Annotated in this window: 11 protein-coding genes and 1 pseudogene; 4 read left to right on the forward strand and 8 right to left on the reverse strand. The window is 66.4% G+C overall.

Annotated elements, in window-relative coordinates:
- Nucleotides 1-756 precede the first annotated feature (756 nt).
- Nucleotides 757-1,227 (reverse strand): hypothetical protein, encoded by a 471-nt coding sequence (locus IM708_RS19045; RefSeq protein WP_209428149.1) that lies wholly within the window; start codon nucleotides 1,225-1,227, stop codon nucleotides 757-759.
- On the opposite strand from IM708_RS19045, the gene IM708_RS19050 reads away from it, so the two are divergent.
- Nucleotides 1,216-1,455: a hypothetical protein gene (locus IM708_RS19050; RefSeq protein ID WP_209428150.1), complete on the forward strand. Its 240-nt coding sequence runs from the start codon at nucleotides 1,216-1,218 to the stop codon at nucleotides 1,453-1,455. The two genes, IM708_RS19045 and IM708_RS19050, sit on opposite strands and share 12 nt — an antisense overlap.
- 183 nt (nucleotides 1,456-1,638) lie before the next feature.
- Here IM708_RS19050 and IM708_RS19055 read toward each other — a convergent pair whose 3' ends face one another.
- Genes IM708_RS19055 through IM708_RS19065 form a run of 3 tightly spaced genes read right to left on the reverse strand, consistent with a single transcriptional unit; the run spans nucleotide 1,639 to nucleotide 5,341 of the window.
- Nucleotides 1,639-3,834: a xanthine dehydrogenase family protein molybdopterin-binding subunit gene (locus IM708_RS19055; RefSeq protein WP_209428151.1), complete on the reverse strand. Its 2,196-nt coding sequence runs from the start codon at nucleotides 3,832-3,834 to the stop codon at nucleotides 1,639-1,641.
- Nucleotides 3,831-4,820: a xanthine dehydrogenase family protein subunit M gene (locus IM708_RS19060; protein ID WP_209428152.1), complete on the reverse strand. Its 990-nt coding sequence runs from the start codon at nucleotides 4,818-4,820 to the stop codon at nucleotides 3,831-3,833. Before IM708_RS19060 ends, IM708_RS19055 begins: the two co-directional genes overlap by 4 nt.
- The gene (locus IM708_RS19065) at nucleotides 4,817-5,341 is read right to left on the reverse strand and encodes a 2Fe-2S iron-sulfur cluster-binding protein (RefSeq protein WP_209428153.1); all 525 of its coding nucleotides are present in this window, start codon (nucleotides 5,339-5,341) and stop codon (nucleotides 4,817-4,819) included. Before IM708_RS19065 ends, IM708_RS19060 begins: the two co-directional genes overlap by 4 nt.
- Between IM708_RS19065 and IM708_RS19070 the strand changes: the two genes are divergently transcribed.
- Entirely contained in the window at nucleotides 5,334-5,504 is a 171-nt protein-coding gene (locus tag IM708_RS19070; RefSeq protein WP_209428154.1) for a hypothetical protein, read from the forward strand. The two genes, IM708_RS19065 and IM708_RS19070, sit on opposite strands and share 8 nt — an antisense overlap.
- A gap of 413 nt (nucleotides 5,505-5,917) precedes the next feature.
- On the opposite strand, the gene IM708_RS19075 is transcribed toward IM708_RS19070, so the two are convergent.
- Nucleotides 5,918-6,103: a hypothetical protein gene (locus IM708_RS19075; protein ID WP_209428155.1), complete on the reverse strand. Its 186-nt coding sequence runs from the start codon at nucleotides 6,101-6,103 to the stop codon at nucleotides 5,918-5,920.
- A 217-nt stretch (nucleotides 6,104-6,320) separates the two neighbouring features.
- Between IM708_RS19075 and IM708_RS19080 the strand changes: the two genes are divergently transcribed.
- Entirely contained in the window at nucleotides 6,321-6,497 is a 177-nt protein-coding gene (locus IM708_RS19080) for a hypothetical protein (RefSeq protein ID WP_209428156.1), read from the forward strand.
- 133 nt (nucleotides 6,498-6,630) lie between these two features.
- Here the strand turns inward: IM708_RS19080 and IM708_RS19085 are convergent, their stop codons facing one another.
- Both IM708_RS19085 and IM708_RS19090 read right to left on the reverse strand, forming a co-directional pair.
- Entirely contained in the window at nucleotides 6,631-9,720 is a 3,090-nt protein-coding gene (locus tag IM708_RS19085) for an efflux RND transporter permease subunit (RefSeq protein WP_209428157.1), read from the reverse strand.
- A complete protein-coding gene (locus IM708_RS19090; RefSeq protein WP_209428158.1) occupies nucleotides 9,717-10,814 on the reverse strand; it encodes an efflux RND transporter periplasmic adaptor subunit in 1,098 nt (365 codons plus the stop codon). Before IM708_RS19090 ends, IM708_RS19085 begins: the two co-directional genes overlap by 4 nt.
- A gap of 88 nt (nucleotides 10,815-10,902) precedes the next feature.
- Here IM708_RS19090 and IM708_RS19095 point away from each other — a divergent pair, with 88 nt between their 5' ends.
- Nucleotides 10,903-11,454 (forward strand): TetR/AcrR family transcriptional regulator, encoded by a 552-nt coding sequence (locus IM708_RS19095; RefSeq protein WP_209428159.1) that lies wholly within the window; start codon nucleotides 10,903-10,905, stop codon nucleotides 11,452-11,454.
- 565 nt (nucleotides 11,455-12,019) lie between these two features.
- Here the strand turns inward: IM708_RS19095 and IM708_RS21435 are convergent.
- A pseudogene (locus IM708_RS21435) lies at nucleotides 12,020-12,202 on the reverse strand (GTPase RsgA); the annotation flags it as partial.

The raw sequence follows: 12,202 nt of genomic DNA on the forward strand, positions 1-12,202 counted from the left end.
GGCCATGCCGGCGCCGCCGCCATCTCGGAACTGTATGAAGACGAGCGTGCCCGCCTGACCATGCTCCCCGGGGCGCCGCCGCCGGGACGCCGCGATCCGCGCGGCCTCGAGATCTTGGCGCGATCGCCCAAAAAAGCAAGCGAAGGCCGTCACAATTGCCGCGGGCAACTTTGAATTTCGTCCGGGCGAAGTTGGTCAACATTCGAGAGGAATACGAACGAGAAATGCGCTCCCATGTGTGCAAGCGACCGTTTCGGCCTCAAGATCGTCCTCTCCCGCGAGCGCATCGGCGCCCGCGTACAGCCGCGGCTCCGCGCCAGGGGGCTCGCAAGCGGCGCATCGATTTCCGCCATGTCGAGGAACAATACGCGCAATGCCTTCGCCCGCCAGCCCCCGCCTGCCCGCCGGGCGGCGCGATGCGGCGACGGACCAGGGGGCTTGCTGACCGAAACTGCCACAATCGACGCGCGGCCGTACGTAATTCCAAGGGAACAGCGCATCTTCACTCACCCCTATGACGGTGCGGCAATTGAAGGCTTGAATTAACCCAACACGCACTCATCCCTGAAAGGGACTTATCCGGGAGCGGCTCGGCCAGCGCATCGACCGGAAGCAAATTCTCTCCGACGCCACGCGCGCCGCCATCGGGGATCTTGTCGCGGGGCTCGGCGGACAGATCGATGATCGCGGCGTCATCACATTCCCCGACGACATCCTGTTCACGCAGGGCTCGGCGACATCTTCGCCGACATAGGATCAGTGTCCCACTGACTGGCTCTGATGATGGGTTGGGTAGCCCCTCCTGACGGCACTCGTGCCACTGTGATCCGATTGAGAACGCCGGTGAGAAAGACTGCAACGGGAGCAGCGGGAGGTGAAGGTGTGCGAGGGCATGTGCAGGGCATGCACCGCACCCGGCGCGATCTCGGCGTAACGTCCGGCTGCTTCAAGGTCCTGTTTGGCCAGCGGCGGATAGTCATAGGTATGGATCAGGTAATGTGGGACGCCGGGATGATCGGGATGGGATGCCAATAGCGGCTCCAGGATCTCGGCAGCGAGAAGCTGGTTGACATAGGTCCGGTCGGCCGGATCGAAGTTCGCCGAGGTCACGAGCGCATGCAGGATCGCGACCTCCATGTCTTCGGGATTGTCGGCCGCCACTCGCCCCAACCCTTCCTCGAAGGCCTGAACCCGCGTACGATAATCGCGCGCCTCATGATCGCGCACGAAGGCCTCGACCGCCGCGACATGTCCCTGCTCGCGCTCGGATGCGAGACCTGCCGTCTTCGCGTCCTCAAGGGCCTGCTGGCGGTCGCGACCGAGAGTGGCGCCGCCGCGCTCGGCGCCGACACATCGCCGACGCGGCGCCGCCAGAGGCGTCCACAGATTCGGCCTCCTTCGCGTACCGTGAAGAAGCGGCCGAAGAGGCAACCAGGGGTGCGCGTCACCTCGTGAGCCAAGTGCAGACAGGTTATCGGAGAGGCAGTGCCCGGTGCCGCCTGACCGTCGCGGGGCTTCCGAGCGAGACCCCGCGGCGATCGGCGGTCCAGATCCCGGAGAAAGTGGGCAGCGGCTGAATGGCGCCAGTTCGCAGTCTCGGCGCGAATGGTCCATAGGCTAATGTGGCCTTCCGAGCGCTCAATCGTCGAGGCCGCCCAGGATTTTGTCGAGCGTCGCCGGGTAGTCGCGCACCCGCGCGCCTGTCGCGTTGTAGATCGCGTTCACCACGGCCGCGCCAGCACCCGAAATGCCGAGTTCTCCGATGCCCTTGGACTGGATCGGGCAGGCCATGTCGTCGCGCTCTTCGAGCAATTGAACTTCGATCTGCGGGCAGTCAAGGTTTACAGGCAGGTGGTATTCGGCAAGATCCTGATTGACCACGTGGCCGTCGCGCGGGTCAAAGGCCAGCTCCTCGGTCAGCGCTGCCCCAATGCCCCAGATCATGCCGCCCTGGCACTGCGAGCGTGCGGTCTTCTCGTTGAGGATGCGGCCGGCGGCGAAGGTGCCGAGCATCCGCCGCACGCGCGTCTCCCCGGTAATCCGGTTCACGCCGACCTCGGCGAAGAAGGCGCCGTAGGATGCTTGGCTCACCTCCTTCTTGGTGCGCCCCGGTTCGAAATGGCCCTCCTCGGACAACGCGCCATCGGAGAGCAACTCGGCAAATTTCGCCCGCCGGTTCGCGCCCGTGGCGATGCCGTCCTTCAGCGTCAGGTCGTCCGGCGCGCAGCCCAGCCGCTCGGCCAGTGTCGTGCGCAGGCTCTCGCAGGCCACGAAGACCGACGAGCCAGCCGAGGACGCCCCGTGCGAGCCGCCCGAGCCCGCCGCGGGCGGCAGATCGGTATCGCCAAGCCGGACCTCGACAGCCGCGATCGGCAGGCCCAACATCTCGGCCGCGATCTGGCCGAGGATCGCGTAGGTGCCGGTGCCGATGTCGGTCATGTCCGTCTCGACCAATGCCGTCCCCTCCGGTCGCAGGATCACGCGGGCCTGCGAGGCTGAAACCATATTGACCCGCGCCGCAGCCGCCATGCCGTGCCCGATGAGCCATTCGCCGTCGTGCAGTTGACCGGGCGTCGGGTTGCGCGCGTCCCAGCCGAAGAGCCGGGCGCCCTCGTCCATGCAGTCAGCGAAGCGGCGGGCGGAGTAGGGGATGTCCTTCTCCGGGTGCCGGTCGGGGATGTTGCGCTTGCGGAACGCGATCGGGTCGAGCCCGAGTTCGTGGGCAAGCTCGTCCATCGCCCCCTCGAGCGCGAGCATCCCCACCGCCTCGCCCGGGGCGCGGACCGAGCCGGCGCAGGTGCGGTTCACCCGCGCCACCTCCTGCCCCAGCCGGCGGTTCACGCCGGAATAGAGGAAATGCGTGGATTGCGCCGTCGGCTCGCTGAAGCTTTCGCCCGGCAGGTTGTAGACGCGGTCCTCGTGGCCAACCGCGGTCAGGTGGCCCTCGGCATCGGCCGCGAGCCGCATCCGCTGTCGGGTCGATGTGCGGTGTGTGGTCATGCCGAAGACCTGCTGCCGCGTCATCACCACGCGGACTGGCCGGCCCAGTTCGTGCGCGGCGATCGCGGCAGCGACCGCTTCAGGCGAGATGCCGAGCTTGGAGCCGAATCCGCCGCCGACATAGGGCGACAGGATGCGCACGCGCTCCCGAGGGATGCCGAGGGCGTCGGCGAGTTCCGCCTTGTTGTACTTTAGCATCTGGAAGGAGCCATGGAGCGTGAGGCGGTCGCCCGTCCATTCCGCCACCGACGCATGCAACTCCATCGCTGCCGAATGGTGCGGCGGCGTGGTGTAGGTGACGTCCACCTTCGCATGAGCGTCGGCCATCGCCGCGTCGAGATCGCCCTGGTCGAGCTTCCGCTTGTCGGGGCGGTCGACGCTTTCCGCGGTCTCGGGGTCGAGTTGCGCCTCCGCCTCCTCGTAGCGCAGCGCCAGCGCGGCGGCGCCGTGGCGCGCCTGCTCGAACGTCTCGGCGACGACGAGAGCGACTGGCTGACCGTGGTAGAAAACCTCGGTCGAGCCCTGGACCGGCGCCTCGCCGGCGCCGCCTTGCGCGGGATTTCGCAGGAAGCGCGCGTCCGCGAAGACGCCGAGCACGCCGGGCATCGCGCGGACGAGCGCGTCGTTCATTCCCGTCACGCGGCCACGCGCGACGGTGGCACGCACCAGCACGCCCTCGACCTGGCCCTCAAGCGCCTGCTCGGCGGCATAGGTCGCCCTACCGGTAACCTTGAGCGGGCCCTCAGGCCGGTCGAGCGGACGGTGGATCACCCCCTGTGCCGTCCGATCGAGCACGCGCGGATACGGCGCGTCCATCCTGAAGCTCGTGCTCATGCCCGCACCTCCGTGCCCGTGGCCGTGCGCAAGGTCGCCTTCAGCACCCGGCGCGCGAGAGGTATCTTGAAATCGTTGCCCCCCCATCCTCTCGCGTCGCGCAGCAGCCTGTCGGCGGCGCGGTCGAAAAGCGACTCCGAGGGCGCTTCGCCGACCAGCACCTCCTCGACCTCGCGGTCGCGCCAGGGCTTGTGCGCCAAACCCCCGAAGGCGAGCGCGGCGCGGGCGATCCGGCCTTCGCTCATCTCGACCACGCTGGCCAGCGAGACGAGCGCGAAGGCGTAGGACGCGCGATCGCCCACCTTGCGGTAGTCTTGGCGGCCTGTCGATGGCGGCGGCAGGATCACGGAGGTGATGAGTTCGCCGTCCTCGAGAAAGCTGTCCCGCTCGGGTTCATCCCCCGGCAGGCGGTGCAGATCGGCGAGAGGGCGGCGCCGACGCGCGCCGTCGGGCGCTTCCGTCTCGACTTCGGCGTCGAGCGCGAGCAGCGCCACCGCCATGTCGCTCGGATGCGTCGCGATGCACTGCTCGCTGGCGCCCAGGATCGCGTGGATGCGGTTGAAGCCGCCGATCGCGCCGCAGCCGCTGCCTGGGTCGCGCTTGTTGCAGGGCTGAGAGGTGTCGTAGAAATAATAGCAGCGCGTGCGCTGGAGCAGGTTGCCGCCGGTCGTGGCCTTGTTGCGCAGTTGCCCGGTCGCCCCGGCAAGCAGCGCCCGCGCCAGGAGCGGATAGTCCCGGCGGACGTGCGCGTCGGCGGCCAGATCGGCATTGGTCACCATCGCCCCGATCCGCAGCCCGCCCTCCGCCATGTCCTCGACCCCGCCGAGATCGAGCCGCGAGATGTCAACCAGCCGCAAGGGGGCCATTACCTCGAGCTTCATCAGGTCGAGCAGGTTCGTCCCGCCGGCGATAAAGGTCGCGCCGCCCTGCGCGGCTTCTGTCGCCGCGGCGGTGCCGTCGGCGCGGACATAGTCGAAAGGCCTCATTCGGGCACCTCGTCGCCGTTCGTCTTCTCGGCCGCCTCGCGGATCGCCGTGTTGATCCCGGTATAGGCCGCGCACCGGCAGAGATTGCCGCTCATGCGCTCGGAGATCTCGGCATCCGTGAGTTCCACCGGCCCGTCGAGCGTCACGGAGACGTGGCTGGGCCAGCCTGCGCGCGCCTCTTCCAGCATCGCGGCGGCCGAGACGATCTGGCCCGGGGTGCAGTAGCCGCACTGGTAGCCGTCGTGCGTCACGAAGGCGGCCTGGAGCGGATGAAGCGCATCCGGCGAGCCGATCCCCTCGATCGTCGTGATCTCGTCGCCGTGGTGCATCGCCGCGAGGGTGAGGCAGGCGTTGATGCGCCGGCCGTTCAGCAGCACCGTGCAGGCGCCACACTGGCCATGATCGCAGCCCTTCTTGCTACCGGTAAGCCCCAGGTGGTCCCGCAGTGCATCGAGAAGTGTCGTCCGCGGGTCGAGATCGAGCGCGTGCCGGTCGCCGTTGACGAGGAGTTCCATGCGCATCGATGTCCTTTCTGCTGGCGACCTGCGTCGCGCCGGCGGCCGAGGTGCCGGCGAACAATTAAGTAAACAACGCTTTGGCCCGCCGGTTCCGTTCCATCCGCACCTGGACGATAGGCTGCGGCTCACCATGGCCCGTCCGTGTCACTCGCACTTCTTCGTATGAGGACGGGACCGGACGCCGAGAGCGGCATCCATGACCCGGGTCCTCCGAGGCGAAGAGGCGTTTCAACGCCCGTGAAAGGGTGTCGACTCGACCTGCGCCCGAAGGGCCGCACTTCAGGTTCAGCTCATCTCGCCGAGAGCTGACCCCGAGACGCGGCCCGGGAGGCGCGGCGGAAACAGGGAAGTGAAAATCTTGACCGGCAGAGAGAGCCGGAGCCTGAAACTGGCGAACGCAATCTTCGACCACATCTTTCCCAAACCCACCTCTACCTGCGCAGCTGCCGCGGGTCCGCTGCGCGAATACGCCGGCAACGCCGGGAAGCGCTGCTGAGCGCCGCGGAGCTGCTCGGCGGCCCCAACGCTTCGCGAGCGGCAGCCGAGGCGCGGAAGGCTCTCGCCTCCGAGGCGATTCCCTCACGCAAGACACGACAGCAGTTCAACGCGCTGCTTAAGCTCCTGTCGCTGGAGAACGTCCACGACGAGACCCGCGAAGAAGCCGACCGCTTCGCGGCCATCGATCCGGCCGACCCGCGGGTCGAGGAGATATGCCTGCTGACTGACGGACTTCGTGATGCGCTCGAAAGGACGACTACGGATCATGCCCCCGTATCGCGACGGGCTGCGGCGTAATTCCGCGCCGAGCTTAACGCTGCCGGCCCGCTCCTGCCGGCAGCTCTTTTTTCGGCAGCGGCGGGCCTCGCGGGCGCGCCTCGGGGACTGCCGCGCCGGGATACCGTCACCTGGTAGCGATGGCCGGACAGCTGGTCTTCAACATACCGGCCCCGAGGCCCTGAGCTTTGCGCAAGTCGCCCGGATCATGTCCGAGTTGCTGGGTCGCCCGATCACCTACGCCCTGCCGTGGATCGCGCAATTCATCGCCCGCCACCGACGAGAGGGCACGCCGCTGGGCATGGCGCTCGTGATGACTGCGCTCTATTCCGTCCAGCGGTTCGGTGGCGCGGCAGAGGTCACCGATGACTTGGCCCGTCTGTAGGGGAAGCCGGCGGGTGAGCTACGAAGCTATGTCGCTCGGCGGCGCGCCGTGTGGCAGTGACGTCCGCTGGGCGTGTCGCACTTTTTTTCGGGGGGGGCAGCGCTATGCCGCTGCGCACCGATCGTGCCTTGGATCACTGAGCGACCGGCTGGCGTGTCGGATGCGCCGGTTCCGGTTCTTCCGGCGGGGTGGGGGCTTCCTTGCGGGCAATCAGGACGTAGAAGCCTGGCACGACGAAGAGCGTGAACAGGGTGCCGACGGTGATGCCCGAGAAGATCACCAGGCCCATGGCGAACCGCGCGGCCGCCCCTGCACCGTCGGCCAGCATCAGCGGCACGACGCCAAGCGCGGTTGCCGCGGTCGTCATCAGGATCGGCCGCAGGCGCAGCCGCGCCGAGGCGACAATGGCCGCCGCACGGTCCAACGCCTGGTCGCGACGCAGCTGATTGGCGAACTCCACGATCAAGATCCCATGTTTGGTGATCAATCCGATTAACGTGATCAGTCCAACCTGCGTGTAGATGTTGAGCGTCGCCAGCCCGAGGTTCAGCGGCACAATCACCCCGAAGATCGACAGCGGCACGGCCATCAGGATGATCAGCGGATCGCGCAGGCTTTCGAACTGCGCGGCCAGCACCAGGTAGATCACCACAATCGCCAGCACGAAGGCGATGGCGACGGTGTTGCCCTCGCCCATCTCCAGCCGGGACTGATCGGCGTAGTCTATGAAGAAGCCGTCGGGCGATTCGGCGCGCGCCATTTCTTCCAGCGCGGCCAGCCCGTCGCCGGTCGAGGTGCCGATCATCGGCAGTGCGGTCAGTGTGGCGGAATTGAGCTGGTTGAACTGCTCGATCGCTTGCGGCGCGACGGCGGTGCGAATGTCGGTGACGGCCGAGAGCGGCAGCAGTTCGCCAGTCATCGACGCGAGGTAGTATTCGCCCAGCCGTTCAGGGTTGTCGCGGTATTCGCGCGGCACCTGAAGGATAATGTCGTAGCTTTTCGAGTCGCGGTCGAAGCGCGCCACCGGCCCGTCGCCGACGAGCAGGCTCAGTGTCATACCGATCTCGCTGGCGGGGATGTTCAGCGCCGCCGCCCGGTCGCGATCGATGGAGACGACGACCTGCGTGGTGTCGAAGGACATCGAGTTCTGCACCACCAGAAACCGGCCCGAGGCGTCGGCTTCCTGCTTGATGCGCTCGGCGACCTCGTAGACGTCCGCCGGGTCGCCCGTGGACTGGATGACCAGCGAGATGGGCAGCCCGCCGCCCGCCCCGGGCAGCGACGGTGGCGCGAAAACGAAGGCCTGCAATCCGGCGATGGGCGCGATGCGGGCTTGCAGATCTTGCTGGATCTGCGCCTGGCTGCGGTCGCGGTCGGCCCAGTCGTCGAAGGCCCAGAGCATGATTCCACTGTTCGTTTGTCCGCCAAATCCGACGATGGAGAAGTTCGCGCGCAGTTCGGGCAGGTCGGCGGTCCGCTCGCGCATCTGGCCAACATAGTGGCTGGTGTAGTCGATGGTCGCGTAAGCCGGCGCGTTGATGAAGGAGAAAAGCGCACCCGAATCTTCCTCCGGCGCGAGTTCCGACTGGGTGTTGACGAACAGGAATGCCGTGACCGCAACCAGCGCGGCGACGACCAGCACCGTCACCGGAGTGAAGCGCAGCGAGGACGTGAGGCGGCGCGCATACCACCCTTCGAGCCGGCCGAAGCCGCGATCCAGCGCCTTCTGAAAACGATTGCCGCCACCGCCCGCCTTGAGCACGCGCGCGGCCATCATCGGCGAGATGGTCAGCGCTATGACGCCCGAGATGAAGACCGCACCCGCAAGCGCCACGGCGAATTCGCGAAACAGCGCCCCGGTCAGCCCGCCGATGAAGAACAGGGGCAGGAAGACCGCGATCAGGGTCATCATCATGGCAATGATCGCGGTCGAAAGCTCGCGCATCGCGGTGAATGCCGCCTGCATCGGCGTCTGACCGTCCTCGATATGGCGCTGCACGTTCTCGACAACGATGATGGCGTCATCGACGACCAGCCCGATCGCCAGCACCATCGCCAGAAGCGTCAGCAGGTTGATCGAATAGCCCGCAACGAACAGTATGAAGAACGTCCCCACCAGCGAAAGCGGGATCGCCACCAGCGGGATCGACACAGATCGGATCGAGCCCAGAAAGAGCAGGATGATCAGCGCGACGATCCCCGTGGCAAGCAGGATCGTGAACACCACCTCGTCGATCGAGGCCTCGATCTGCTCGGTCGCGTCGTACATCAGCTCCATCGTCATGCCGTCGGGCAGGCTGGCCTGGATCGCGGGCAGTTCTTCAAGCACCGCGGCCGAGACCTCGAGCGGGTTGGCGCCAGGGCTCGGAAAGACGCCGATGAAGGTGCCGGGCCGGCCGTCGAACGACACAACCATGTCGGTGCTGCTGGCCGCGAGTTCGATCCGCGCCACGTCGCGCAGGCGCACAACCTCGGTGCCCGATCCCGCCAGCGGCAGATCGCCGAACGCCTCGGGTGTCTGAAGGGTGGAGTCCATAGTGATGGCGTAGCCGACGAGTTCGCCCTGCGTCCGTCCCGGCGCGGCGAGGAAGTTGGCGTCGTTGATCGCCTGCGCGACCTGTGCCGCGGTCAGCCCCTGGCCCGCCAGCCGTACGGGATCGATCCAGACGCGCATGGCGTAGTTCGCAGCCCCCATGACCTGGGATTCGGCCACCCCCTCGATCGTGGACATGCGCGGCACGATTACCCTCTCGATGTATTCGGTAACCTGTTCGGCCGTCATCGCAGGGTTCTGCACGGCCAGATACATCGTGGCGAAGGTCTGCCCGGTTCCTTTGACGATGCTGGGGTCCTCGGCGTCGGCGGGCAGGCGGGCGCGCACTTCCTGCACCTTGGACATGACCTCGGTGAGGGCGGCGTCCGGGTTCTGGCCCAGCACCATGTTCACCGTCACGACCGAGGCCGAGGACCGCGACTGACTGGTGATGTAGTCCACTCCTTCGGCCGAGGCGACGGCGCTGGAGATCGGCGCGGTGACGAAGCCCTGGATCAACTCGGCCGAGGCGCCGGGATAGACGGTGGTGATGGTGATGACCGTCTCGTCGACCTGCGGATACTGCCGTGTCTGCAACCCGAAGAAGCCCATCAGGCCCAGAAGCACGATCATCAGGCCCAGCACCGATGCGCCGACCGGGCGCTTGATGAAAACGTCGGAAAGGCTCATCGCGCGACCTCGGGCGCTTCGGTTTCGGCAAGCGTCACAGGGGCGCGGTTCGACAGCCGGTTCTGGCCCGAGGCCACGACCCGATCACCGGCCGCAATCCCGTCGCGGATCTCGATCCAGCCGTTTGATCGCCGGCCAGCTTCAACGAAGACCTGCCGCACCTCAAGCGTGTCGGCGGTGTCGCTGCGCGGGCGCACGACATAGGCGAAGTCGCCATAAAGGCTGGTGACGACGCTGGTTTGCGGCAGTGCGATCACGTCGTCTTCGGCCGGCAGGTCGATGGCCACGCGCGCAAACTGGCCCGGTGTCAGCGCCCGGTCCGGGTTCTCGACCGCGCCGCGCAGGGCCACCATTCGGGTGTTCGGATCGACGCGCGGGTCGATGCCGATGATCTCGCCATCGAAACGACGCGCTCCGCCTTCAATGCGCACATGCAGCTGCTGGCCAATGAAAAGTGACGGCAGCGCCTGTTCCGGCAAGCTGAAATCCACGCGCATCGTGTCGAGGTCCTGCAACGTCGCGATCACCGTCCCGGGCGAGACATACGTGCCCGCATCGACCCGCGCGATCCCGATGGTTCCGTCGAATGGCGCCAACAGACTACGCTGACGAATCACCGCCTCGGCGCGCGCAACCTGGGCCGTGGCGCCGTCAAAGGCCGCCCGCGCCTGGTCAAGCTGCACGTCGGTCGTTACACCGCGCGCCTGAAGCGCCTGCCCACGATCGAGGTTGGCGCGCTCCAGCGCCAACTGGCTGCGCGCAGCGGCCACGTCGGCCTGCTGCACTTCGTCGTCAAGCCGCAACAAAAGTTGGCTTTCGGTAACGTCCTCGTTGGCGGAGAAGCCGATCTCGCGTACGATCCCAGACGCCTCGACCGTCAATTCGACCCCCTGCACGGCATTGACCGTGCCGATCGCGCCGAGGGTCGGCTGCCACGTGATCAACTCGGCCTCGACCGTCTCGACCGGCAGCGGCTGGACCGGCATGTCAGCGAGGAACTGCGCGATCATCCGGTCGCGAAAGAGGTTGAACCCAACCAGCCCGCCGCCGACGACGACGAGAAGAACACAGGCAATGATGAGGCGTTTGGTCATCTTCAGAGTCCAACTGACGATTGGGAACTTGTGTCTGCGAACGGAGAGGTATACCGTCTAGTCGGTGCAGTCAATCCGGTGAATCGTGATGAAACAGAACCAGGGAGCGCTGAAGCGCAGCGACACCCGTCGCCGAATCCTCGACGCCGCCGAAACACTTGCGCGCAACCTGGGACCGGCGCATCTCTCGCTCGACGCCGTCGCGGCCGAGGCCGGGGTCTCCAAAGGTGGGCTGCTCTATCATTTCCCGTCGAAAATTCGGCTGTTCGAAGCCATGGTTGCAGATCATCTCGACCGCCTCGACCTTTTCCTGCGCGGCGAAGAAGAGCGCGGACGCCCCGACGCGGTGATCGCGGCCTATCTGCGCCACTTCTACAATGAACGGCGCCGCGACACGCCGCCGTCTGCGGGCTTGCTGGCCGTATTCGCCGCAAACCCGCAGCTGCTGGAGCCGATACGAAACAGGCAGCAGGCGTTTCTCGAACGCATCCGGGCGAATGCGCGCGATCCGGACGCAGCGACGATAGCGTTTCTGGCGGTCGAAGGCATCCGCTCAGGCGAACTGCTCGGAACGCTGCCAATTGACAGGTTGGCTGTGCAGCGATTGGTTCTGGACTTGCAGCGGACCTTTTCCGAGTAAGACGAAAGGGCCCGCCAAGACGGCGACGAAGCTGCACCGGGTGCGTGAGCAGACTCCATGGCGTCGCCGTGTTTCGTGATCGAACGGCACTGTCTCAGGATGTTAGCGCGGGCGTCGCCGAACATCACATCGCAACTTTGAAAGGCTGCGGCCGAGATGGCGTGGCAGTTTACTAGCGGGGTCGTGCACTAACCGCACAGCCATGGAGTTGAAAGGAGCAATCTCAGGGAAGCGCGTGCCGGACCCGCACGGCATTGTTGGAGGGATGATTGCACGGCCCCGAAGCGTTGTCGTCGCGCAAAAAATTCAAGGCGCAGTGTGATTGCGTCACCGGCGGCGATTTGAGCATTTCCAGATGTTCCCCAAGTCAATAGCGAATTGCTTTGGACGCGGCGACTGGCATGTTTGGGTTGGACCAAGCGCTCCGCCGCGCTTGACCGACCGGTGGCAAAGACCTGACCGGTCCTCCGCCAGTCACGAAGCGAATGTCCGGTTAGCGCCAGGCCGGTCGACCCGGCGGTCGGCTTCACAGAGGGGCGGGAAACCGCAAGTGCAACCTACACGCTCACCGGCGCCTTCCGCTCGGGGCCTGGGTCTTGTTTCCGCGTGGACCGGGCGTATTGGCGCGATTTTCTGCGCTTAGCTTGCGCCAGCGGTCGAGACGCGCCGCTGACAGATCTCCGGCTGCGACGGCGGCCTGAACAGCACAGCCAGGTTCGTGCGCATGGCTGCAATCCCTGAACCGACA

Origin of the sequence: Pararhodobacter sp. SW119 (assembly GCF_017811755.1) — a bacterium.
In the GTDB taxonomy this organism is placed as follows: Bacteria; Pseudomonadota; Alphaproteobacteria; order Rhodobacterales; family Rhodobacteraceae; genus Pararhodobacter.